General features: G+C 69.6%; 19 protein-coding genes. 5 read left to right on the plus strand and 14 right to left on the minus strand.

The window, feature by feature from the left end:
* Nucleotides 1-22: 22 nt before the first annotated feature.
* From ACQPY0_RS41310 to ACQPY0_RS41335, 6 genes are all read right to left on the minus strand, one after another.
* Nucleotides 23-787, minus strand: a complete 765-nt coding sequence (locus tag ACQPY0_RS41310) for a crotonase/enoyl-CoA hydratase family protein (protein WP_432973798.1) — start codon at nucleotides 785-787, stop codon at nucleotides 23-25.
* A complete protein-coding gene (locus ACQPY0_RS41315; RefSeq protein WP_432973800.1) occupies nucleotides 784-1,845 on the minus strand; it encodes an alcohol dehydrogenase catalytic domain-containing protein in 1,062 nt (353 codons plus the stop codon). Before ACQPY0_RS41315 ends, ACQPY0_RS41310 begins: the two co-directional genes overlap by 4 nt.
* Before the next feature lie 143 nt (nucleotides 1,846-1,988).
* On the minus strand, nucleotides 1,989-2,468 hold the full coding sequence (locus ACQPY0_RS41320) for a Zn-ribbon domain-containing OB-fold protein (RefSeq protein ID WP_432973802.1): 480 nt from the start codon (nucleotides 2,466-2,468) through the stop codon (nucleotides 1,989-1,991).
* Nucleotides 2,465-3,655: a thiolase family protein gene (locus ACQPY0_RS41325; RefSeq protein ID WP_432973804.1), complete on the minus strand. Its 1,191-nt coding sequence runs from the start codon at nucleotides 3,653-3,655 to the stop codon at nucleotides 2,465-2,467. The genes ACQPY0_RS41320 and ACQPY0_RS41325 overlap by 4 nt, the downstream gene beginning before the upstream one ends.
* Nucleotides 3,652-5,154, minus strand: coding sequence for a class I adenylate-forming enzyme family protein (locus tag ACQPY0_RS41330; RefSeq protein ID WP_432973806.1), 1,503 nt, complete (start codon nucleotides 5,152-5,154; stop codon nucleotides 3,652-3,654). The genes ACQPY0_RS41325 and ACQPY0_RS41330 overlap by 4 nt, the downstream gene beginning before the upstream one ends.
* Nucleotides 5,155-5,234: 80 nt before the next feature.
* Complete coding sequence (locus ACQPY0_RS41335; protein WP_432973808.1) at nucleotides 5,235-6,017, minus strand: SDR family oxidoreductase; 783 nt, start codon at nucleotides 6,015-6,017, stop codon at nucleotides 5,235-5,237.
* A gap of 39 nt (nucleotides 6,018-6,056) precedes the next feature.
* Here ACQPY0_RS41335 and ACQPY0_RS41340 point away from each other — a divergent pair, with 39 nt between their 5' ends.
* Complete coding sequence (locus ACQPY0_RS41340) at nucleotides 6,057-7,205, plus strand: acyl-CoA dehydrogenase family protein (protein ID WP_432973810.1); 1,149 nt, start codon at nucleotides 6,057-6,059, stop codon at nucleotides 7,203-7,205.
* Between the two features lie 6 nt (nucleotides 7,206-7,211).
* On the opposite strand, the gene ACQPY0_RS41345 is transcribed toward ACQPY0_RS41340, so the two are convergent.
* Nucleotides 7,212-7,892: a TetR/AcrR family transcriptional regulator gene (locus ACQPY0_RS41345; protein WP_432973812.1), complete on the minus strand. Its 681-nt coding sequence runs from the start codon at nucleotides 7,890-7,892 to the stop codon at nucleotides 7,212-7,214.
* 126 nt (nucleotides 7,893-8,018) lie between these two features.
* Here ACQPY0_RS41345 and ACQPY0_RS41350 point away from each other — a divergent pair, with 126 nt between their 5' ends.
* Together ACQPY0_RS41350 and ACQPY0_RS41355 are read left to right on the plus strand one after the other, a co-directional pair.
* Nucleotides 8,019-9,524 (plus strand): acyl-CoA synthetase, encoded by a 1,506-nt coding sequence (locus ACQPY0_RS41350; RefSeq protein ID WP_432973814.1) that lies wholly within the window; start codon nucleotides 8,019-8,021, stop codon nucleotides 9,522-9,524.
* A complete protein-coding gene (locus ACQPY0_RS41355; RefSeq protein WP_432973816.1) occupies nucleotides 9,524-10,555 on the plus strand; it encodes an aldo/keto reductase in 1,032 nt (343 codons plus the stop codon). The genes ACQPY0_RS41350 and ACQPY0_RS41355 overlap by 1 nt, the downstream gene beginning before the upstream one ends.
* 63 nt (nucleotides 10,556-10,618) lie before the next feature.
* Here the strand turns inward: ACQPY0_RS41355 and ACQPY0_RS41360 are convergent, their stop codons facing one another.
* The 5 genes from ACQPY0_RS41360 to ACQPY0_RS41380 all read right to left on the minus strand — a co-directional run bounded on the left by ACQPY0_RS41360 (nucleotide 10,619) and on the right by ACQPY0_RS41380 (nucleotide 16,884).
* The gene (locus ACQPY0_RS41360) at nucleotides 10,619-10,915 is read right to left on the minus strand and encodes a putative quinol monooxygenase (protein WP_432973818.1); all 297 of its coding nucleotides are present in this window, start codon (nucleotides 10,913-10,915) and stop codon (nucleotides 10,619-10,621) included.
* A gap of 66 nt (nucleotides 10,916-10,981) precedes the next feature.
* The gene (locus ACQPY0_RS41365) at nucleotides 10,982-12,010 is read right to left on the minus strand and encodes an NADP-dependent oxidoreductase (protein WP_432973820.1); all 1,029 of its coding nucleotides are present in this window, start codon (nucleotides 12,008-12,010) and stop codon (nucleotides 10,982-10,984) included.
* A gap of 64 nt (nucleotides 12,011-12,074) precedes the next feature.
* On the minus strand, nucleotides 12,075-13,328 hold the full coding sequence (locus ACQPY0_RS41370) for an ABC transporter substrate-binding protein (RefSeq protein WP_432973822.1): 1,254 nt from the start codon (nucleotides 13,326-13,328) through the stop codon (nucleotides 12,075-12,077).
* Nucleotides 13,325-14,110, minus strand: coding sequence for an ABC transporter ATP-binding protein (locus ACQPY0_RS41375; protein WP_432973824.1), 786 nt, complete (start codon nucleotides 14,108-14,110; stop codon nucleotides 13,325-13,327). The genes ACQPY0_RS41370 and ACQPY0_RS41375 overlap by 4 nt, the downstream gene beginning before the upstream one ends.
* Nucleotides 14,107-16,884, minus strand: a complete 2,778-nt coding sequence (locus tag ACQPY0_RS41380) for an ABC transporter permease subunit (RefSeq protein ID WP_432973826.1) — start codon at nucleotides 16,882-16,884, stop codon at nucleotides 14,107-14,109. The genes ACQPY0_RS41375 and ACQPY0_RS41380 overlap by 4 nt, the downstream gene beginning before the upstream one ends.
* A gap of 63 nt (nucleotides 16,885-16,947) precedes the next feature.
* Between ACQPY0_RS41380 and ACQPY0_RS41385 the strand changes: the two genes are divergently transcribed.
* Both ACQPY0_RS41385 and ACQPY0_RS41390 read left to right on the plus strand, forming a co-directional pair.
* Nucleotides 16,948-17,715, plus strand: a complete 768-nt coding sequence (locus ACQPY0_RS41385; protein WP_432973828.1) for an SDR family NAD(P)-dependent oxidoreductase — start codon at nucleotides 16,948-16,950, stop codon at nucleotides 17,713-17,715.
* Entirely contained in the window at nucleotides 17,712-18,473 is a 762-nt protein-coding gene (locus tag ACQPY0_RS41390) for an SDR family NAD(P)-dependent oxidoreductase (RefSeq protein WP_432973830.1), read from the plus strand. The genes ACQPY0_RS41385 and ACQPY0_RS41390 overlap by 4 nt, the downstream gene beginning before the upstream one ends.
* Before the next feature lie 62 nt (nucleotides 18,474-18,535).
* On the opposite strand, the gene ACQPY0_RS41395 is transcribed toward ACQPY0_RS41390, so the two are convergent.
* Together ACQPY0_RS41395 and ACQPY0_RS41400 are read right to left on the minus strand one after the other, a co-directional pair.
* Entirely contained in the window at nucleotides 18,536-19,243 is a 708-nt protein-coding gene (locus ACQPY0_RS41395) for an SDR family NAD(P)-dependent oxidoreductase (RefSeq protein WP_432973832.1), read from the minus strand.
* Nucleotides 19,240-19,437, minus strand: coding sequence for a ferredoxin (locus ACQPY0_RS41400; protein WP_432973834.1), 198 nt, complete (start codon nucleotides 19,435-19,437; stop codon nucleotides 19,240-19,242). Before ACQPY0_RS41400 ends, ACQPY0_RS41395 begins: the two co-directional genes overlap by 4 nt.
* Nucleotides 19,438-19,511 lie beyond the last annotated feature (74 nt).

Consider the following 19,511-nt stretch of genomic DNA (forward strand, 5'->3'; position numbering starts at 1 on the left):
TACTCCTTCGGTTCGTCGTCGTTCAGCGACCGGTCCACGCGGGGTCGCGCTTGGCCACGAAGGCTTCCGCTCCCTCGCGGGCGTCGTCGGATGCGGCGATCCGGTCGGCCAGCGCGGCCTGGTGGGCGAAGCCGTCCACCACCGGCCGGTCGGCCGCACTGTCGATGAGGTCCTTGCTGGCGACGACCGCGAGCGGTGCGTTAGCGGCGATCTCCCGGGCCAGCTCCACGGCCCGCTCCAGGGCGGTGCCGGGTTCCACGAGCACGTCGACCAGGCCGAGGCGGTGCGCCTCGACGCCCGCGACCGGGACACCGGTGAGCGCCATCAGCTTGGCCGCACCCGGAGTGATCCGCCGGGGCAGCCGGAGCAGCCCGCCGGCCGCGGCGATGAGACCGCGTCGCGTCTCCGGCAGTCCGAACCGCGCGTCCTCGGCGGCGACGACGATGTCGCAGGCGAGTGCTATCTCGCAGCCGCCGGCGAGCGCCCAGCCCTCGACCGCGGCGAGCAGCGGTTTGGCGGTGGGCCGGGTGCACATCCCAGCGAAGCCACGGTCGAGGACCACCTGCTCACCGGCGAGGAAAGCCTTGAGGTCCATGCCCGCGCTGAACGCACCACCGGCGCCGGTGAGCACTCCCACGCGCAGGTCCTCGCGCGCGTCGAGCAGGTCCATCGCGCGGCCCAGGGCCTCGGCGACCTCGGCGTTGATCGCATTGTGCGCTTCGGGCCGGTCGAGGACGACCACGAGGACCCCGTCGTCCTCGGTCAGGGTCACCGCCGGTTTGCTCACGAGGCTGCCCTCGTCGGGTTGATGAGCACCTTGAGATCGGCGCCCGGGTTCGCCGCCATCCGGGCGAGCTCGGCCGGCGCCTCGGCGAGCGGGATCACCTTGCTGATCAGCGGCGCCGGGTCGAGTGCCCCGGCGGCGATCATGCCGGCGACGGTGGCGAGGTCGCCCTGGTAGCCGAGTGCGCCGAGCAGGCCGCGTTCGAAGAGCACCAGCCGGGCGGCGTCGACGGTGACCGGCTCCTTGGACAGCCCGACCGCGACGATGTTGCCGCCCCGCCGGGTCAGCTCCAGCGCCGACTCCAGGCCGACCTTGCTCCCGCTGCACTCGATGACGGCGTTGGCACCGCCGCCGGCGAGGCCGCGGATCGCGCGGGCGTCGTCGCGGCGTTCACCGGTCGGCGTGAACAGCGCATGGCCGTGCTGGGATGCCAGGGCACCCCGCTGCGGGTTGAGTTCCACGACGAGCACGGCGACACCCATCGAGCGCGCGACCAGAGCGACCGCGGCGCCGATCGGGCCGTAGCCGATCACCACGGCTGTGCCACCGGCGGTCACAGCGGACCGGACCAGCGCGTGGTAGGCGACCGCGAGCGGTTCGAGCAGGGCACCGGCGGCCAGGTCGACGCCGTCGGGGAGCGGGACCACGCAAGCCTGCGGGATCCGCGCGCTCTCCGCGAAGCCGCCGTCACAGGCCAGCCCGATCGAGCCGCCGAGTGCGCAGTGGTTGTAGCGGCCGGTCAGGCATTCGTGACAGGAGCCGCAGCGCAGGGTCGCATCGGCCGCGACCCGGTCGCCGACCTCGACACCTCGGACGCCGTCACCGACCGCGGTGACCACGCCCGCGAACTCGTGACCGAGGGTGACCGGCGGGCGGTGGCCGGTGAGCACGTGTGGCCGGTCCTGGATCGCGACCGGTCCGACGGCGTACTCGGCAAGGTCACTGCCGCAGATGCCGCAGAGCGCGATCTCGATCTCGACCTCGGCGGCAGCCACGGGGCCGGTCGGTTCGATCTCCTCCAGCCGGACGTCGCCACGGCCATGCCATCGCAGAGCTTGCATGACGGAAATCGTACTGACCGTACGAACGGTCAGTCAACCTCGGGACGACCCGGATTTCGCCCGTGACGTTCGCACATGCCGAAACCCGCGCAGCAAGGGATCTCATCGCTCGCGTTCACGCGCGATTCGGCATCGCCCTCAGATCAGTGGTCGCGACGACCAGGTCGACGCGAGTTTGCGGAATCAGCAAGGACGAACTGCGGGAGGTGCTGACCGGACGGCAGTTCCTCGAAGGTCAGCCGGACCCTGCTACCGATCGGGACCAGCTCTGGCTCGCCGTCCTGAAGGACGTTGGCCATCATCCGCACGCCCTCGTCGAGGTCGATCAAGGCGAACACGTAGCTGTCCGGGAACTCCGGGGAGAGCCGGTAGCGGACGACCGTCGAGACGAACACGGTGCCCTCGCCCGCGGACGTCGTCCAGGTGCTGTCCCGGCCGTGGCACTGCGGGCACACCGAGGTCAGATAGATCCGCGCTTGGCCGCAGTCCGAACAGACCCGAAGCGGCAGTTCGCCCTGCGCGGTGCGCTCCCAGTACTCGACCCCGAGTTCGGTGGGCCGGACCGTGCGGAACGCGATCGGTTCCTGCGGCGGGATCGAGGAACCCGCGACGGACGTGCTCATGATGCAGCTCCGAGGAGGAACGAGGCGTTCATGCCGCCACAACCGGACAGGCCGTGCAGCAGCGCGTGCCGGGCGCCGTCCACCTGACGCTCCCCCGCCTCCCCGCGCAATTGACGCACCGCTTCGGTGAGGAAGAAGAGCACGGCGGGGAACGCCGGGAGCCCGTGGTTCAGCGCACCTCCATGGGTGTTGCACGGCAGCCGCCCGCCCGGGGAGGTCGCGCCCTCGCGGTACAGGTGCACGGCTCTGCCCGGCTCGGCGAAGCCGGCGGCCTCGAGCTGGTAGAGCGGCATGTACGCGAACCCGTCGTAGGGGTAGAAGATGTCGATGTCATCCGGGCCGAGCCCGGCCTCCTCGTACGCTTCGTTGAAGCTGGCCCGAGCCAGGTCCGTGACGGTGCCGTCCAGCTCCGGGAACGAGCCCATGTAGTAGTGGCTGTACCGGGTCCCGGTGCCGAGCACCGGCACCGACCGGTCGCGCTGCGCCGACGTCAATGCCGAGGTCGCCGAGACCACGAACGCACTGGCACCGTCGATCGAACGCGAGCAGTGCAGCACCCGGATCGGGTCGGCGACCAGCGGCGAGGCGAGGACCTCGGGTACGGTGAGCTGCTCGGTGGCCGCACTCGCCGGGTTGAGCACCGCCCACTGCCGGGCCGAGACCGCCACCTGGGCCAGCGCCTCGTCCAGCTCCTCGCGGCTCCAGCCATGCCGGTGCGCGTAGCGTTGGGTCACCATCGCCCACTGGCCAGGAGCTGTGTGTCCGTAGGGCCCTTCGAGCTCCTGGTCGTGGAAGTCCATCCACGCGCCCTGGGCGTTGTCGCGGCCGAGCCCGGTGCGGAAGGAGTCACCGGCGACCACCAGCGCGTGCCGAACCTTGCCGGCGGCGGCGAGCAGCGCCGCCTCGCGCAGGGTCTGACCGGCGGCACCACCCCCCAGCTTCGAGGTCCCGGTCCAGCGCAGCGGGCCCAGGCCCAACTGTTCGGCGAGGCGGATGTGGTGGCGGTGCACGTCGCGCCCGTTCTCCGCGGCGAGCACCCCGAAGCTGATCAGGCCGTCGATCTCGTCCAGGCCGACACCGGCGTCGGCGGTGGCCTCCACGGCCACGTCCACGCAGGTCTGGATCGGACTGCGCGCGACGTTGCCGAGCCGGCTGTCCGCGATCCCGGTGACGGCGGCGCTGCTCATCGGTTCACCTGCTCACGTTCGTCCCACTGCCGGCGCAGATCCTTGGTGTCGAGCTTGCCGAGGTCGGTCCGCGGGAGCTCCGCAACGGCGATGACGACCGACGGCACCTTGTACGGCGCCAGGCGCTCGGCACTAAACGCGATCACCTCGTCCGGGTCGGCTCCGCCGACGACGAACGCGACGATCTGCTCCTCGCGGACCGCGTCGGGGACGCCGATCACCGCGGCCTCGTCCACGGCCGGGTGCTCGAGCAGGGTGTCGACCACCTCCGGGATGGCGACGTTGTGCCCGGCCCGCTTGATCATCTCGCTGGTCCGGCCGGCGTAGTACAGGTAGCCGTCGCCGTCGGCCACGGCGAGGTCGCCGGTGCGCCACCAGTCATCGGGGTCGTAGCGGACCAGGTCCCCGGATTCGTGGTCGATCCGGCCGAGCGCGACGCCGTAAGGCACGACCGAGCGGACCCAGATCTCGCCCGGCGTTCCAACACTGACGTCCTTGCCCACGGCGTCGACCAGGCGGATCCGGTGCGAGAGCGCGACGTGACCGATCGGGTTGCTGTTGTACTCGAAGCGGACCGGGTGCAGGTCGCAGATCGCCACCGGGGCGCAGAGTTCGGTCTGGTAGTAGACCTTGCGCTGCAGCGCGCCGAAGATCCGGGTGAACCGCGCACAGGTCTCGGCGTCCAGGTCGAGCGCAGTCGGCACGATCCGCAGCGGGGTCTCGATCGGCTCGTCGCCCTCGAGGTTGGCCAGCACCATCTTCACGTGCGTGCCGTTGAGGAAGGCGACGGTCGGCCGGTACTTGCGCAGTTGGTCCGGGAACCCGCTGGCGGTGAACCGCTCGGCGATCACGATCCGCACCCCGAGCGCGAGCCAGGACAACAGTTGGTTCACGTGCCCATTGGAGTGACACCAGGGGAAGAAGGTCAGGCCGACGTCGAGCGGGCTGAGCGCGTAGTACTCCTGACAACTGACGATCGCAAACATCAGGTTGCCGTGGGACAGCACGATCGGCTTGGGCAGCGAGGTCGAGCCGGAGGTGCAGATGATGGTCGCCGGGGCCGTCACCCGGCACTGCTTCGCCGCCTCGACGAACTCGGCGACCGCGGCCGGGTCCACCGGGCCGCCGTCGAGGGTAACGACGTGAGCGGCGTCGAGGACCGGGATGCCGAGTTCCCACTCGGCGGCGAGGTCGGCCTCGCCGCCGTCGGTGATCACCAGTGCGAGCCGGCTGGAACTCACCTGGCGGCGCACCTCGGCAGCCGTCAGCTTGGTGCTGATCGGCGCGACCACGAGACCGGAACCGGCCAGCGCGATCACCAGCGCGGCGTTCTCGAGCGTGTTCTCCAGGTGCAGGCCGACGTGCGCTCCGGGCGCCAAAGCTCGTTCGGCGCGGAGCACCAGGGCCGCCTCGACGGCAGCGCCGAGCAGTGCCGCGCGGGTCACCGACCGGCCGGCCTCGTCCTCGGCGGCCACCGCGGCGCCGTCCACCTCGACCATTCGCAGGAAGCTACCGATCCAGGTGCGCCCACCGACGGCGTCCCAGGACTGCCGTCCCGACGCCCACGCCGAAGCGTCCGTCATTGCTGTCCTCCTACGGTCGGGACGATGCCGAGTGATGCAGCCTCCAGGAACAGCATCTCTGGGATCAGGCACGCAGGCGAGAGCCGGAGCAGAAACCGCACTGCCTCGGCGAGGTCGGCCGGCTGCACCATGTCCGCGGCCTTGAGCTGGTCCTTGACGTAGTCGCTCAACGCGGTGTCGACGAATCCGGGGCAGAGCGCGGTGAACCGGATGCCGGTGGAGTAAAGCTCGCGGTTCATCGAGTCGGTGAAGCCGACGACACCGTGCTTCGCGGCGGCGTACACAGACAGTCCGGGCGCGCCGACCTTGCCCGAGATCGACGCGACGTTGACGACGAGAGCGCGGCCGGAGGCTAGTGCCGCCTTCTCCAGCATCGGCTGGGCCAATCGGGTCAGGCTGATCACCGAACGCAGGTTGAGTGCGATCTGCAGGTCGACCTGACGTCGGTCGAGGACCGACAGCGGAGCGTTGATGCCCATCCCCGCGTTGTTCACCAGCACGTCGAGCGTGCCGAACTCCTGCTGGTGCAGATCGACCACTGCACTCAGGTCCGCATCGTCGGCGACGTTCGCCGGACGGGTGACGATCCGCACACCGTGACCCGCCAACCGCTCCGCCGCGTCGGCGAGATTCGCGCCGGTCCTGGACACCAGGGTCAATGCGTAACCCTCGGCAACCAGGGCCTTCGCGATGGCGAAGCCGATGCCGCGGGAGGCACCGGTCACCAGTGCCGAGCGCTCCGTCATGCGCAATCTCTCCTTAACCGTACGTACGGTCAATACCGTATACTGCGAGCCAACCCAGGGGAAGGACCCGCCATGATCGAGTTCACTGCCGACCAGGACGAACTGCGCGCGCTGATTCGCGACTGGTCGCGGAAGAAGGTGCAGCCGCGCGCCCGGCAGCTCGACATCGACGCGACCTTCCCCCGGGAGAGCTGGGCCGAGGCGGCCGAGCTGGATATCTTCGGGATGTGCGTGCCCGCCGAACTCGGGGGTGTCGGCCTCGGCCTGGTCGAGATGTGCATCGTGGCCGAGGAGATGTCGGCGGTGTGCCTGTCGACCACGGCGACCGTGTTGCACCAGGCGGACCTGGTGATCGCCCGCTTCGTCCGGCACGGATCCGAGGCGCAGCAGAAGGCCTACCTCCCCGCTCTCATGGACGGCTCCCTGATCGGATGCCTGGCCATCACCGAGCCGGGTGCCGGCTCGGACGCACTGTCGATGACCACCCGTGCACGTCGAGACGGCGACGGCTGGGTGATCTCCGGCGCCAAGACCTTCATCACCTCAGCGCCGGTCGCGGACTTCGCCCTGGTCTACGCCAAGACGAGCGACGAGGACCCGCGACAGCTCGGACTGTTCATCATCGACCTGGACGCGCCCGGCGTCGCGGTCGGGAAGTCGTTCTCGAAGATGGGCTGGCACGGCTCCCCTACCGGGGAGTTCGCGATGGACGGCGTCCGCGTCGGCCCCGAGGCCTTGCTCGGTGACGGGACCGACGGCCGGGCCATTCTGATGACCGGCCTCAACAGCGAGCGGATCGTGATGGCTGCGGAGAGCGTCGGCCTGGCCCAGGGCGCCTTCGAGGTCGCGTTGGACTACGCCCGGGGACGCGAGCAGTTCGGCCGGCCGATCGTCGAGTTCCAGATGATCCAGGCCAAGCTCGCGGACATGTTCACCGAGATCGCCGCTGGCCGAGCGCTGACCTACGATGCCGCACGCGCCCTCGACGGCGGCCACGACGCCGAGCTCACCGCGCTCGCCTCGGCCTGCAAGCTGTTCACCGCGGAGACCGCGTCCCGGGTGAGCAGCCAGGCGGTGCAGATCCTCGGCGGCTACGGCTACACCAACGAGTACCCGGTCGAGCGGTTCATGCGTGACGCCAAGCTGATGGAGATCGGCGGCGGGACCTCGGAGATCCAGCGGCACATCATCGCGCGCGAGCTGGCCCGCGGCCGGATCTGATCCGGGCTACTCTTCGTCCGGCGTCCATCCGGGGTCGGTGGTGGTTGCGATCGTGTCACCCACGTGGGCCACAATCGCGTCCACGTCCAGGCCATGGTTGCCGGGGTGCACCTCGAGACCGGAGAGCAGGGTCGTCATCCAGGTCCGGACGACGTCCGCGATCGACCAACGGTGGCCGGGACGCCACCAGGTCCACACCCAGTTACACATGCCGAAGACCTGGAACGCGACCAGTGCCGGGTCGTGCTCGACGAACACGCCCTCGTTCATGCCGTCGCGGAGAACGCCCTCGAGCATCGCGGCGTAGCGTGCGCGCATCTCGCGCACGTCCCTCATCACGTCCATCGAGCCGAACCGCGTGATCTCACGGGCGAAGGCCAGGGTGGCGTCGCGGTCGTCCTGCTGGGCGACGAGCAACTGCGCGATGATGCCGGTCAGCTGTGCCTCGGCACCACCGCCGGCGGCGAGGATCTGCTCGGCCTCCCACAGCCGGCGCTCCATGTACGCGCGCTGGACGGCCTCGAAGAGGCGCTCCTTGGTGCCGTAGTGGTGCACGATCGTGCCCTTGCTGATGCCGAGTTCCTCGGCCACCTCACGGAACGAGGCCTCGTCGTAACCGACCCGGGCGACGCTGGCAGCGAAGGTGCGCAGGATGTCGCCCTTGCTGGTTCCTCCCGATCGCCGCATCCGCATCCTTCCGTTCCAGCGGGGTGTCCGCAGATCATGTCACACTCGATCCGCGACGCAGGGTGACGCCGAGCACCTGAAGAGACTATGCTCCTGACCGCCCGTACGGTCAAGGAGGAACGAAACGTGGTGAACGCAAACGTGAGCGATCCGGTCTTCGACTGGGTCCGCCACCACGCCCTGCGCAGCCCGCACCGGCTCGCCCTGGTCGACCCGTCGGAAACGACGGCGCTGGACTACGCGACCCTCGATGACGCGGTCGACGGTTGGGTCCGGCGGCTGGGCTCGCTCGGCGCCAGTCAAGGCGACGTGGTCGCGATCCTGGCGCAGAACAGCATCGGCTACCTGCAGGTGATGCTCGCCTGCGGCCGGCTCGGGGCGATCTTCCTCCCGCTCAATTGGCGGCTGACCCCCAGCGAACTCGCCTACATCCTGAGCGACGCCCGGCCACGGGTGCTGCTCCATGACGACGAGCACGCCGGCACGGCCGCGGGCCTGTCCGTACCGCGCGCACCGATGGACCTGCCGGACCCGGGCGGGCCTACCCCCGGTCCGGTCAAGCTCCGCCTCACCGACGTCGCCGCGATCATGTACACCTCTGGCACCACCGGCCGGCCCAAGGGCGCCCAGATCACCCACGGGATGACCTTCTGGCACGCAGTGAACATCTCGCCGCCGGCGCGGATCACTCCGGACGCGGTGCACCTGGCCCTGCTCCCCTTCTTCCACACGGGCGGGCTCAACCTCTACGTCAACCCGGTCCTGCACGCCGGCGGCGCGGTCGTGCTCACCCGCAAGTTCGAGGCGGACGAGGCGTTCGACCTGCTGACCGACGACCGGCTCGGCATCACCCACGTGTTCGGCGTCCCGACGGTGTACGAGTCCCTGGCTTCGCACCCACGGTTCGCCAGCAGTGACCTGTCCCGGTTGCGGATGGCCGGCGTCGGCGGCGCGGCCTGTTCGGTCCCGTTGGCGGAGACCTGGCGCGCGAAGGGTGTCGTCCTGGCCCACGGATGGGGCATGACCGAAGGTGGACCCAGCGGCACCGTCGCCGACATCGACGACCCGGACACCCCACCCGGTTCGGTCGGCAAGCCGCTGCTGCACATCGGCATCCGGATCGTTCGGCCGGACGGCAACGACGTCGCGTCGGACGAGGTGGGCGAGCTCTGGATCAAGGGCCCGAGCGTCACCCCCGGGTACTGGCGCAATCCGCAGGCGACCGCGGCAGCGTTCAGCGACGGCTGGTTCCGCACCGGCGACGCCGCCCGCCGCGACGGCAACGGCTACTACTTCATCGTCGGCCGCTGGAAGGACATGTACATTTCCGGCGGCGAGAACGTGTACCCCGCCGAGGTCGAGGCGCGCATCGTCGAACTCGACGCGGTGGCGACCGTCGCCGTCGTCGGCGTACCCGACGGACGCTGGGGCGAGGCCGGGATCGCGTTCGTGGTGCCACGGCCGGGGGCAGCGCTGACCCCTGAGGACGTGCTCGCACACTGCGCGCAGCACCTCGCCAAGTTCAAGATCCCCCGGCAGGTGGTACTGGTCGCCGACCTGCCCACCACCGGCTCCGGGAAGATCCAGAAGCGGATCCTCGCCGAGCGTTTCGCCGACCCGAAAGGCCCGTGATGATCCTCAACCGCCTCGGGGACTCCGGTCTCCTCGTCCCTCAACTCGCCCTTGGCACCGGCACTTTTGGCGGTCCGCCGTACGGCACCACGTCGGTCGACCAGGCCCGCGAGATCGTCGCCCGCTGCCTGGACGCCGGGGTGACGCTGTTCGACTCCGCCGACGTCTACGGCGCCGGCGAGGCCCAGGAGATCCTCGGCGCCGCGACCGAAGGACGGCGCGACGACCTGCTCATTTCGGCCAAGGTCGGCCTGCCGATGGGCGAGTCCGCCGCCCTGCGCGGCACTGGCCGGATCCACCTGACCCGCAGCGTCGAGAACACCCTGCGCCGGTTGCGTACCGACCACGTCGATCTGCTGCACCTGCACGTCTTCGACGCCGGGACGCCTGCCGAGGAGACTGTGCGCACCCTGGACCGGCTGGTCGCCGATGGCAAGGTGCGCTACCTCGGTGTCTCCAACTACGCCGCCTGGCAGCTGGTGAAGACCCAAGCCGTTGCCGAGGCGCTCGGCGCCGAGCGGATCGTCTCCCAGCAGTGCTACTACTCGCTGGTCGGCCGCGACTTCGAGCTGGACCTGATGCCGGTCGGCCTCGACCAGGGTGTCGGCACGCTGGTGTGGAGCCCGCTCGCCGGCGGCTGGCTGACCGGGGCGATCCGCCGGGGCGTGCCGGCGGCGCCGGGCAGCCGTGTCGACCGCGTCGGCGCCTACGGCCCGCCGGTCCCCGAAGAGGTGCTGTTCGCCGTCGTCGATGTCCTCGACGAGATCGCCGGCGAGACCGGCCGGACCATCCCCCAGATCGCGATCAACTGGCTGCTGCAGCGGCCCACGGTGGCCTCGGTGGTAATGGGCGCCGACGACCTCGACCAGCTCGAGTCGAACCTGGGCGCGGTCGGCTGGGACCTCTCCGACGAGCAGGTGGCACGGCTGGACGCGGCGAGCACCACACTGCCGCCCTACCCGACGTACATGTACCACCGCGACCCCGGCTTCACCGATCTGGCTCCCCCGCCGATCCGCCGGAGCTGGTAAGACCGCCAGGAACGCAGAAGCACCGCACGACCCGGTCGTGCGGTGCTTCTCCTTGGTCCGGGATCAGAACCCCGGAGCCCCCACCAGCTTGGTAAGCGACGGCGCGCCGTCGTAGTACTTCATGAACTTCTCCGCGTCGCCGCGCTCCGCACGCCAGGCGCCATAGGCGGCGAAGACCTCTTCGGAGGCCCAGCCCTCGACCAGCACCACCCGGTTCGGGTCATCCTGGGCCTGGTAGGTGCGCACGTACTCACAGCCCTCGTAGGCGAGGCTGTCCGGCAGATTCTCCTTGAACAGGGCGAGGAACTCGTCCAACAGTTCGGGCTTGATCGGCATGTCGAGGATGACGGTGATCGACATGGTGGTCCCTTTCCTGGCGCTCCCGCGCCGTTCGCGGGCCGCAATGGCCCTTGGTGGTGAGTGGGGTCAGCGCAGGTCGACAAGCATCTTTCCGGTGTTGCGACCGGTGAGGACGTCGACGAGAGCGTCAGGGGCGGCGTCCAGGCCCTGGACGATGTTCTCGCGGTACTGGACCCGGTCCTCGGCGATCCACTGTCGAGCCTGGTCGCGGTACGTCTCCAGGTGCTCGGCATACTGGACGGCGAGGAAGCCCTTGATGGTGAGATTCTTGGCGATCACCGAGAACATGTTCGACGGGCCTGGCACCGGCTCGGTGGCGTTGTAGGTGCTGATCAGGCCGCACAACGCGACCCGTCCGCCGGGCCGGAGCACCTCGAGGGCCGCGGCGAGGTGCTCGCCACCGACGTTGTCGAAGTAGACGTCGATGCCCGCTGGCGCCGCCTTCTCCAGCAGTTCGACCAGGTCGCCGTCGTGGTAGTCGAAGGCCGCGTCGACACCGATGGTGTCCTTGAGCCAGGCGACCTTGTCCGCCGATCCGGCACTGGCGATCACCCGGTGCCCGTTCAGCTTGGCGATCTGGGCCACCAGGTTGCCCACGGCGCCGGCCGCGGCCGAGACCCAGACCACGTCGCCCTCCTTCAGGTTCGCGACGTGGAAGAGGCCGGCGTAGGCGGTGAAGCCCTGCAGGCCGAGCAGGCCGAGGTACGCCTCGGACGGGATGTTCTCCCCACGCGGGATCTGGTAGACCCGGTGCGCCGGGTTGGCCGGGTCGATGATCGCGGCCTCGCGCCAACCCTGCGAGTGCACGACCATGTCGCCCTTCTCGAAGCCATCCACGTTGGACTCGACGACCTCACCGATGGCGGCGCCTTCGAGCGGCGCACCGATCTCGTAGTTCGGCAGCTTCGGGATGGAGCTCGCGCTGCCACCCATCCGGATGCGCACTGCCGGCTCGATGGACAGCCATCGGTTCTGGACCAGCAACTGGCCGTCCGCTGGTGTGGGCAGGTCAACCTGCACGATCTCGACGTCGTCCGCGACGGGCACGCCCTGGGGGACCCGACGCAGGATGATCTGCCGCACTCGAATGGTCATGACTCTTCTCCCCTCTGGTTTCAGGGCCGGCCCGGGATCGCCGGGCGGTCCCGCGGTTCGTTCGTCAGCCGGCGAAGGCTTTGTTCACCTTCTCCGCCGTGGCGTCGTCGAGGCAGACCGGCGCGGCGCCGCCCGGCGTCGTCCACTTGCCGCCCTCGACCGACTCGTTGAAGTAGCAGTTGATCAGCGTCGGCTTACCCTCGACGTAGTGCAACGGCGGGGTGAGGCCGTCCAGGGTGGTCCCGGCGATCGCGTAGAGGCCCTTCTTCACGTCCGCACCGGTCGAGTTCGCGGTGACCTTCGCCTCGTTCGCGGCCGCGGCGAAGAGCTGCAGACCGGTCCAGGTCTCCAGGACGCTGCCGGCCCAGCTGGTGCCGTTCGGCAGCTCCGGCGCGTACTTCGCGATCGCGTCGGCGAAGTCCTTGCCGCCCTTGGTGCTGGTGTCGTGCATTGGCAGGTGCAGCTGGGCGATCGGAACGCCGTCCATGTTCGGGTTCTTCGACCAGCTGGAGACGACGTCGCCGCCGACCTGGAACTGCTTGGGCTTGAAGCCCTGGAGCACGCACTCGTTGACGATCCGCTCCACGACCTGACCGGCGTGGCCCACGTACATCGCGTCTGCCCCGGCCTTCTTGGCGGCCAGGCACAGCGAGGTGTAGCTGGCCGCAGTGGCCGCGACCTTCGACTGGTAGACAATGTCGATGCCGGCACCGAGCACGTCGGAGATCCGGGAGATCTGGCCCCCGTAGCCGTCGCAGAGCGGGGCCTCGGCGCACGGCATCAGCGCCAGCTTCTTCTTGCCGGCGTCCTCCATCAGCTTGACCAGGCCGTAGGTGACCGCGGCCAGGTTGCCCCCGGCCGGGAAGAAGTTCGCGTTGCTGGTCATCGGCACAGTGAAGCTGACACCGCCGGTGACCGGAATCGCCTTCTTGGTGACGTAGTCGGCCCAGGTCGCGTCGAACGACGCGGTTTCGTCCACGATCGCCAGCACCTTGTCCTGCTCGACGAGCTTGCGGACCAGCTGCTGCGACTTCGTCGCGTCGGCGCCGTCATCGGCGACCACGACCTCGACGGGCGCACCGTTGATGCCGCCCTTGTTGTTCAGGTACGTCGACCATGCCTTGGCCAGATCGGGCAGGGAGCCAAGCGATGAGGCGAACGGACCCGAGCAGCTGCAGATGAGGCCGACCTTGACCGGGTCGCCCTTCAGCCCACCGTCGGCGGCAGCGTCCGAGCCCTTCTTGGAGCTGCCGCAGCCGGTGATGGCCAGCCCGGTGGCGAGGGCGACCAGTGCGGCGGCCCAGGGCTTCAACTTCATGGTGATTCTCCTGTCGTGATGTGGTTGGCGTGGCGGGCCACACCAGGCCGCCCGGGCGGGGTTCCGGGAGGCGGTAACGCGTGCATTCCGAGGTAACTGCCGATCAGTTCCTCGCGGCTCAGGCTGTCGGCCGGCCCGCCGTGGACGAGGTCTCCATGGCTGAGCACGTGGGCGTGGTCGGCCAGGTCCAGGGCACGGTCGACGTACTGCTCGACGACGAGCAGGGAGACGCCGGTGGCGGCGAGGCGTTCGATCGAGGCGAAGATCTGGTCGACCACGAGTGGGGCCAAGCCCATCGACACCTCGTCGAGCAGGATCACCTTTGGATCGGTCAGGAAGCAGCGGGCCAGCGCGAGCATCTGCTGCTGACCGCCGGACATGGTGCCGGCCACCTGACGGCGGCGCTCGGCCAGCACCGGGAACGCCTCCAACGCCTCGTCGACACGGCGGACCCCGGGAGCGGCGAGCGCCTTGAGGTTCTCGGCCACGGTGAGGCTGCGAAAAATGCCACGTCCCTCCGGGATCAGGCAGATGCCCTGCCGGGCCCGCTGGTGGGCGGCGAGCTTGGTGACGTCGGTGCCGTCGAGCCGGATCTGACCGGCGGCGCAGCGCTGCAGGCCGGCGATCGCCCGCAGCAGGGTGGTCTTGCCGGCGCCGTTGGGCCCCAGCAGGGCGGTCACGGCGCCGCCCGGGACGCTCAGGTCGATGCCGCGGACCGCGGTCTGCGCGCCGTAGGCGACGCTGACGCCGACCAGTTCGATCACGGGTGCGGTGCTGCTCATCGGCCGACCTCCATCGCGTCGTCGATCGGGGCATCGAGCTCGGCCTCGTCCAGACCCAGGTACGCCGCCTGGACGACCGCCGACCCGCGGACCTCGGCCGGGGTGCCGTCGAAGAGCGGCTTGCCGAAGTCGAGGACGAAGATCCGCTGGGAGAGGCGCATCACCAGGTCCATGTCGTGCTCGACCAGCAGGATCCCGACGCCGCGTTCGGCCACGACCCGTTCGAGCACGTCGCCGAACGCCGCCGTCTCCGCCGGATCCAGGCCGGACGACGGCTCGTCCAGCAGCAGGATCCGGAACGGACCGGCCAGGCAGCGCGCGAGTTCGACCAGGCGTCGCTGCCCGGTGGAGAGCGAGGCCACCGGGCGGTCGGCGAGGTCGGCGATGCCGCAGCTCTCCAGCGCCGCTGCGGCGCGCTCGGCGATCGCGGCACGGTCGCGGCCGCCGGCGAAGACGTGCCGCAGCGGGTTGCGCCCAGCGAGACTGCCCTCGAGGCCAATGTTCACGTTTTCGGCCACGGTGAGCGAGTCGAACAGCTCCATTTTCTGGAAGGTCCGGCCCAGGCCGAGCCGGGCCCGCGCGTCCGGGCCGAGCCGGCGCACCGGTTGACCGTCGAGCAGGATGTCGCCAGTGGTCGGCTTCTGCAGACCGGTGGCGACGTTGAACGTGGTGGTCTTGCCCGCGCCGTTCGGGCCGATCAGCCCGGTGATCTCGCCGGTGGGCGCGACCAGGGAGAACCCGTCGACCGCGACCAGGCCGCCGAAGCGCACGGTAATGTCGCGCAGTTCGAGGACGCCGTCGGCGACCCGCTCCGGCTCGGCGGTGGCGCGCCGCTCGGCCTGCACCGCGGGCTTGGCCCCGCCCCAGCGGTCGAGCACCCGTTTGAGCGCCGGTGGTGCGCCCTGCGGCGGAGCGAACGCGAGCAGGATGGCGAAGACGCCGAAGGCCAGCTGGAGCCAGTAGCTGGTGGTGGTGCTGATCAGATACGACGGCACCAGCACCAGACCAGCGGCCGCGAAGACGGCGTACCAGGGCGCCCGGCCGACGACGATCATGATCAGTGCGAGGTAGTTCAGCGACAGCAGCGGCGGGTAGGCCAGCAGTGTCACCGTTCCCTGCGACATGCCGATCAGGGCACCCCCGGCCGCAGCGAGCGCAGCGGAGATGCAGAAGACCAGCACCCGGGTGACGTTGACCGAGGCACCCAGCGTGGCGAGCGTGGTCGAGGAGTCGGCCATCGCGCGCAGCAGCCGGCCCATCCGGCCGCGCACCAGGGCGACGACGAAGAGCGCGGCCGCCGCGGAGAGGGCGAGGACCAGGTAGTAGAACCCGGCGTCCGAGTCGAACCCGAAGGTGGCGGGCCGGGGCACCGTCAGACCGGATCCGCTGAAGCCGAACATGAAGTCCTGTGTGTAGAACATGTACTGCAGCACGATCCCGAAGCCGAGCGTGGCCAGCGCCAGGTACAGGCCGGTCAGCCGGATCGCCGGGATGGCGAGCAGGGCGCCGATCGGGAGCGCGATCAGCGCCGCGGCGACAAAGGCGAGAACCCAGGGCAAGCCACGGTCGGCCAACCGGGCGAAGGTGGCCACGCCGATCGCCATGAACGCGACGTGGCCGAGCGAGAGCTGGCCGGACTCACGCACCAGCAGGCCGAGCGAGAGCAGCACCACCAGCGTCGCGAGTGCCGTCGTCCAGTCGTTGAGGTGGATCCCGGCGAAGTTCGGCACCAGGGCGAGCACAGCCAGCAGCACCAGTGCCGTCATCAACTGCACGCGTGCCGGCGCGTGCCAGGGGTCCCGCACCTGCGGCACCAGACGGGCCGAGGACGCCAGGTACTTCTTCGGGAAGACGAGCAGGACGACGAAGAGCACGATGAACGGGAAGGCCGCCGGAACACCTTGGAGGATCCCGCCGGTGAAGTACTTGGTGGAGAGCGACGCGGCGACACCGACGAACAGGCCACCGGCGAAGGTCATCGGCAGACTCCGGAACGCGCCGATCGCGGCCGCGCCGAAGGCCTGGACGACGAGCAGGGTAAGTACCGTCGGGTCCAGCGGCTGGATGGTGCAGAACAACACGCCGGAGGCGGCCGCGAAGGTCACGCCGATGATCCAGGCCCAGCGGCGGACGCCGTTCGGGCTGGTGCCGGTCAATGCGAGTAGCGCCGGGTCGTCGACCAGGGCACGCATCGAGCGGCCCAGCCGGGCCCAGCGGAAGAGTGCGTACAGGGCGGCGGTGGCCACTACCGCGATGACGAAAGTGACCAGCTGCGCGTAGAGGACGTTCGCGCCGCCGAGGGCGAAGAACCCATCGGCGAGGAACACCGGCACGATCCGCACCTCGGTGGTGCCGTAGTGCAGCAGCACCGCGGCCTGGACGAGGAGGACCACACCGACGGTGCTGGTCACCTGGATCGCCAGACTGGCCCCGGTCAGTGCCCGGCCCAGCCGCTCGAAGAGCAGACCGACTACAAAGCCGACACCAAAGACCGCGATCAGCGCGGCCGGCTGCCAAGCCATCAGATGTACCACGTGCAGCTCGTAGAACGTGTAGGCCGAGACGGTGGCGATCGCGCCCTGCGCGAAGTTGAAGACGCCCGAGGCTTTGTAGGTCAGTACCAAGCCGACGGCGACAAGACCGTAGATCGCTCCAGCCACGAGACCGGCGATGACGAACGGCATCATCCTCAGGCCACTTCCTTCCCATCCACGCGACGTCGTGACGTACGTCTCAGCGGCCGCAACCATAGGACTAACCGTACGTGCGGTCAAGAGGGTAACGTGGTGCGCGTCACAGGTTGTCAGCGTCGCGAGCGGCTCGGAAAGGGGTCCTGCATGGATCAGTTGATGGCGGGCCGGGTGGCCCTGGTGACAGGGGCGGCCAGCGGGATCGGGCGCGCCACAGCCGTCCTGTTGGCGTCCGAAGGTGCCACGGTCGTAGTCGCGGACCGCCTCAGCAAGCCTCGCGAGGGAGGCGATTCGACTGCGGACGTTATCCGCGCCGCGGGGGGTCGTGCGGAATTCGTCACCTCCGACGTGACGCTGGCAGCCGACCGCGCGAAGGCCGTTGCGATCGCCGAGGAGCTCGGCGGTCTCGACGTACTGGTCAACAACGCCGGCGTCTTCGCAATGGCGCCATTCCTCGACGTCACTGAGGACGACTTCGACCGGATGTCGGCGGTGAACGCCCGGGCCGCGTTTTTCATGGCCCAGGAGGCCGCGCGCGCAATGATCCCCCGGGGCAACGGCGTGATCGTCAACCTGTCCAGCGTCGCCGGCCTGCAGGGCGCGGCCCAGGCTTCTGCGTACTGCACCACGAAGTTCGCCGTGCGCGGGCTCACCCTGGCGCTCGCCGACGAACTCGGGCCGCAGGGTATCCGCGTCAACGCGGTACACCCCGGTTTCATCGAGACCACGATGACGAGGGTCGACGTTCCGGTGGTCGGCACGCAGCTCGCCGATGCTTACCTGGAATCGATCCCGCTGCGCCGCGCCGGCACCGCTGAGGACGTCGCGCGCAGCATCCTACTGCTCGCCTCGGACCTGGCCGGCTACGTCAGCGGCGCTTCACTGGTGGTCGACGGCGGGAGGGTGCGGGTATGAACACCACTGCGAACAGCCAGCAGCGGATCGCGCTGGTCACCGGCGCAGGCAGTGGCATCGGTGAGGCCTGCGCCCACAACCTGGCCCGGAACGGCTACCACGTGGTAGTGGTGGACCTCGAGGCACAACGCGCCACGAAGGTCACCGCGGCGATCGAGGCGGACGGCGGCCGTGCCGAACCGGCGGTGCTCGACGTCGCCGACGCCCCAGCCGTGGACGCACTCGTCGCGGACGTGGTCGCCCGGCACGGCCGCCTGGACGCCGCGGTGAACAACGCCGGCATCGGGACTGGACGAGCGTCAGTGGCCGACATCGACCTGAATTCCTGGCACCGGACCATCGACGTCAATCTGCATGGCACGCTCTACTGCCTCCGCGCCGAGCTGAGGGCGATGCGATCGCAGGGGTACGGCGCGGTCGTGAACATGGGCTCGATCATGAGTGTGCTCGGCTCGGAGCAGACCGCGGCGTACGCAGCCTCCAAGCACGCGGTCCTCGGCCTGACCCGGACGGCCGCACTCGACCACGCGAAGGACGGGATCCGGGTCAACTGCGTCTGCCCCGGCTTCGTCCGGACCGACCTCTTCGAGACTACGCTGATCCAGGAGCAGCAGGACTTCATCACCGCCCAGCACCCACGCGGCCAGGTGGCAGCGCCGCACGAGATCGCCGCCCTGGTGAGCTTCCTGCTCTCCGACGCGGCCGCGAACATGACCGGTGGCTACTACGCCAACGACGGCGGGTACACGGTCCGTTGAATCCCGACCGACGGAGGGCCGCTGCGACACCCCAGCGGCCCCCTGGGCGTTGAGGGTGGCGCTCAGCCGCCGTCGACGACGAGGACGTGTCCGTTGACGTATGACGCCCCCGGTGAGACCAGGAAGAGCATCGCCTCGGCCACCTCCTCGGGTCGCCCCTGCCGGCCGAGCGCGACCGAGGCGGCGACGACCTGCTCCTGTACCTCACGGCCGCCCATCGCCTCGACGAACGGGGCGTTGAAGGCGGTGTCGACCCAGCCAGGGGCGACCGCGTTCACGCGGATCCGCTGCGGGCCCAGTTCGGTCGCCAGCGTGCGTGCGAAGGCCATGATTCCGCCCTTGGAAGCGGAATACGCCGTCCCGCCGGGACCACCCTTGAAACCGCCGATCGACGAGGTGAGCACGATGCTCGGCCCGTCGCCGGCGGCCAGGTGCGGCCGGGTCGCCCGGGCCAGTAGGTACGACGAGGTCAGGTTCACGTCGAGGTGCCGCTGCCAGCCGGCCAGGTCCATTTCGGCCACCGGCGCCGGCCTGAGCAGACCGGCGACGTGAACGACGGCGTCGAGACCGCCGAGCTCGGCGACCGCGTTGGCGACCAACCGGTTCACGTCGGCCTCGTTGGAGACATCGGCGACGATCCCGTTCCGCGCGACGAGATCGGAGGCTACGACACGGGCACCCTCGGCGACGAACAGCCGGTGGGTTGCGCCGCCGATCGCACCGTCGGCTCCCGTCACCAGGACCCGGCGCCCAGCCAGCCGATCGGTCATTCGGTGTGGACCGTGATCGCCTGCTCGGGGCAATTGTCCACGATCTCCTCGGCCAGGTCACGATCGGGGATCGTGACCCCGTTCTCGGGAACAACCGGGTAGCCCTGGTCGTCGCACTCGATGAGCGTCGGCGCCTGGCCGTAGCAACGACCGTGCCCCTGGCACATGCGCTGATCGATGGTCAGCTTCACCATCAGCCTCTATCTCCTAGTTCTTCTGCGAACGAGTCCTCGCCGCGACAGGGTCACGGACGGTCTATGTCTCCTTC

The organism is Dactylosporangium sp. CA-233914, from assembly GCF_050942935.1.
Classification (GTDB): domain Bacteria; phylum Actinomycetota; class Actinomycetes; order Mycobacteriales; family Micromonosporaceae; genus Dactylosporangium.

Excerpts from the sequence above, each read along its gene's own strand:
- ACQPY0_RS41355 (WP_432973816.1), top strand. The coding sequence starts at position 9,524 with ATGATCCTCAACCGCCTCGGGGACTCCGGTCTCCTCGTCCCTCAACTC.
- ACQPY0_RS41365 (WP_432973820.1), bottom strand. The coding sequence starts at position 12,010 with ATGACCATTCGAGTGCGGCAGATCATCCTGCGTCGGGTCCCCCAGGGC.
- ACQPY0_RS41395 (WP_432973832.1), bottom strand. The coding sequence starts at position 19,243 with ATGACCGATCGGCTGGCTGGGCGCCGGGTCCTGGTGACGGGAGCCGAC.
- ACQPY0_RS41320 (WP_432973802.1), bottom strand. The coding sequence starts at position 2,468 with ATGAGCACGTCCGTCGCGGGTTCCTCGATCCCGCCGCAGGAACCGATC.
- ACQPY0_RS41345 (WP_432973812.1), bottom strand. The coding sequence starts at position 7,892 with ATGCGGCGATCGGGAGGAACCAGCAAGGGCGACATCCTGCGCACCTTC.
- ACQPY0_RS41375 (WP_432973824.1), bottom strand. The coding sequence starts at position 14,110 with ATGAGCAGCACCGCACCCGTGATCGAACTGGTCGGCGTCAGCGTCGCC.
- ACQPY0_RS41315 (WP_432973800.1), bottom strand. The coding sequence starts at position 1,845 with ATGCAAGCTCTGCGATGGCATGGCCGTGGCGACGTCCGGCTGGAGGAG.
- ACQPY0_RS41370 (WP_432973822.1), bottom strand. The coding sequence starts at position 13,328 with ATGAAGTTGAAGCCCTGGGCCGCCGCACTGGTCGCCCTCGCCACCGGG.
- ACQPY0_RS41360 (WP_432973818.1), bottom strand. The coding sequence starts at position 10,915 with ATGTCGATCACCGTCATCCTCGACATGCCGATCAAGCCCGAACTGTTG.
- ACQPY0_RS41340 (WP_432973810.1), top strand. The coding sequence starts at position 6,057 with ATGATCGAGTTCACTGCCGACCAGGACGAACTGCGCGCGCTGATTCGC.
- ACQPY0_RS41330 (WP_432973806.1), bottom strand. The coding sequence starts at position 5,154 with ATGGTCGAGGTGGACGGCGCCGCGGTGGCCGCCGAGGACGAGGCCGGC.
- ACQPY0_RS41325 (WP_432973804.1), bottom strand. The coding sequence starts at position 3,655 with ATGAGCAGCGCCGCCGTCACCGGGATCGCGGACAGCCGGCTCGGCAAC.
- ACQPY0_RS41390 (WP_432973830.1), top strand. The coding sequence starts at position 17,712 with ATGAACACCACTGCGAACAGCCAGCAGCGGATCGCGCTGGTCACCGGC.
- ACQPY0_RS41400 (WP_432973834.1), bottom strand. The coding sequence starts at position 19,437 with ATGGTGAAGCTGACCATCGATCAGCGCATGTGCCAGGGGCACGGTCGT.
- ACQPY0_RS41385 (WP_432973828.1), top strand. The coding sequence starts at position 16,948 with ATGGATCAGTTGATGGCGGGCCGGGTGGCCCTGGTGACAGGGGCGGCC.